General features: G+C 51.4%; 3 protein-coding genes. 2 read left to right on the top strand and 1 reads right to left on the bottom strand.

Annotation, left to right across the window (positions count from 1 at the left end; translation table 11 throughout):
- On the top strand, positions 1–297 hold a 297-nt coding region (locus tag QMM04_RS22130), incomplete at its 5' end, for a GMC oxidoreductase (RefSeq protein WP_282997056.1).
- An 18-nt stretch (positions 298–315) separates the two neighbouring features.
- Positions 316–1611 (top strand): cytochrome c, encoded by a 1296-nt coding sequence (locus QMM04_RS22125; protein ID WP_264444042.1) that lies wholly within the window; start codon positions 316–318, stop codon positions 1609–1611.
- Positions 1612–1724: 113 nt separating this feature from the next.
- Here the strand turns inward: QMM04_RS22125 and QMM04_RS22120 are convergent.
- On the bottom strand, positions 1725–2457 hold a 733-nt coding region (locus QMM04_RS22120), incomplete at its 5' end, for a mechanosensitive ion channel domain-containing protein (protein ID WP_282997055.1).

Here is a 2457-nt window from a genome sequence, read left to right as displayed (position 1 = left end):
GGGCCAGATTCTTACGATATGTGCTTCAAAAACTTATCTACGCATTACGATGTTCGTCCTTATCAATCTACCCATACCACCGGTGGCGCCATAATGGGTGACAGCCCGGCGACCAGCGTGGTGAATAAATATCTGCAGTGTTGGGACGTGTCCAACGTTTTCGTGGCCGGTGCCAGTTGCTTCCCACAAAACCATGCATACAACCCCACGGGAATCGTCGGCGCAACCACGCTATTTTCAGCTAACGCAATCAAAACGATTTACCTGAAAAATCCAGGCCCAATGGTTCCGGCTTAAGGGGATAAGGATAAGAAGATGAAAATGACCTGTATGAAATGGCTGTCCTTATTAACACTATTCTGTGCTTTATCCTCTGCAGCGGAAGATATCTCTCCGGAACTCATCAGCAAGGGTAAATATATTGCCACTGCCGGAGATTGCGTTGCCTGTCACTCGATTGCCGGGAAAGAGAGCTTTACCGGCGGATTAAAAATGATGACGCCGGTTGGCGCAATTTATTCGACCAATATCACCCCGGATAAAGCCACCGGTATTGGCGAATACACCTATGACGACTTTGCTAAAGCATTACGTCAGGGAATAGCGAAAGACGGGCGCCATTTGTATCCAGCGATGCCTTATACGGCTTATGCCAAAGTTAACGATGAAGATATGCATGCTTTGTATGCTTACATGATGCATGGCGTAACGGCGGTTTACGCGGAAAACAGAAAAAGCGATATTCCATGGCCACTGAATATGCGCTGGCCACTGGCCCTGTGGAATCTGGCTTTCCACGACGATAACGCTTACGCAGCGGATACCACCAAAAGTGCGGAGTGGAATCGTGGCGCTTATCTGGTGCAGGGGTTGGGTCACTGCGGCACCTGTCATACCCCGCGTGGCATTGCTTATCAGGAAAAATCTTTAGATCAGCAGGGTAAAACGTACCTGACCGGCGGAACACTGGAGGGCTGGCATGCCCCGGATCTGACCGGCAACGCGAAGTCGGGACTCGGCAGTTGGTCAAATGAAGATATTGCGTTATTCCTGAAAACCGGTCGCACCAACACCTCAGCCGCGTTCGGCTCTATGACGGATGTGGTAGAGCACAGCACGCAATATCTCAGCCAGGCCGATCTTGCTGCGGTGGCGAGCTATTTAAAGTCACTGCCGGCTTCTGCCCCTGATGCGCCGTCTGCGCCACCCGCCGATACCACCACTGCCGCGCTTATTCGGGGAGACATCAGTGTACCTGGTTCACGGCTGTATATGGATAACTGCTCAGGTTGCCACCGCCTGGATGGCAAAGGCTATGCCAAAACCTTCCCTTCTCTTGCCGGTAACTCAGCGATCCTGAGTGATGATCCTTCATCGGTGATTAGCATTGTACTGCGCGGTGGCAAAATGGCTGTCACGAAGGAGGCGGTCACCGGGCTGGCTATGCCTGATTTTGCCTGGCGGCTCAACGATCAGCAGGTGGCGGATCTGGTGACATTCATTCGTAACGGCTGGGGCAATCAGGCACCTGCGGTAAGCGCGGATCAGGTGGCAAAACTGCGTAAAGATCTGCCAAAGGCAGCGGAGGCGGATAAGGAAAAGAGTCAGTAAAAACGGACGGAGAAAATGTCCTGTTCAGGGCCCCGACAAGGGCCCTGATAATGACGCCGGATAGCAATGGCAACCTGAGCAGTTACCGCGCTATGCCCCATCGCCAGCCTTAACTATGTTTTGTCGGCTTCGGTCAGGGTGGCTCTTACCTGCGGCAGACTCTGCGGGTAATTCTGCTGAATGAATTCAATCATTTTCTCGCGTACATAGCAGCGCAGGTCCCATGCCGTCGGTGAGTTCTGCGCGGTCATCAGTAAACGGATGGTCATGGTTTTTTCCGTGGTATCGGTCACCTGCAGTACCTGAGTTTCACGATCCCAGAGTCGGGTCTCATTGAGGATTTTTTCAAAATGCTCGCGCAGCGGCGCCAGCGGCATCGAGTAATCAACATAGAGAAACACAGACCCCAATATTTGCGCATTATTTCGCGTCCAGTTCTGAAATGCATTCTCGGTAAAATAGGTTATGGGCAGCACCAGACGGCGTAAATCCCAGATGCGCACCACGACATAGGTCAGATTGATTTCCTCAATCCAGCCCCACTCCTTTTCGACCACCACCGCATCGTCAATTTTAATCGGCTGAGTAAACGCAATCTGAATACCGGCAAACAGATTCACCAGCGACTTTTGCAAAGCGAAACCAATAATGATACCGGCTACCCCGGCACCCGCAAGAATGGTAGTACCGAACTTACGCACGCCAGGGAAATTAAGCAGAATCAGACTCAGGCAAAACAGCACCAGAATGACAATCGCTACCTTTTTGACGTAAATGAGCTGCGTACGTATTTTTCGTGCGCGCAGGTTGTTAGACAGGTTGATATCGTAGCGAATAAACAACATA

Source organism: Pantoea sp. Pa-EAmG, assembly GCF_030024295.1.
GTDB lineage: Bacteria > Pseudomonadota > Gammaproteobacteria > Enterobacterales > Enterobacteriaceae > Pantoea > Pantoea dispersa.
This window is presented reverse-complemented; position numbering and strand designations above follow the sequence as displayed.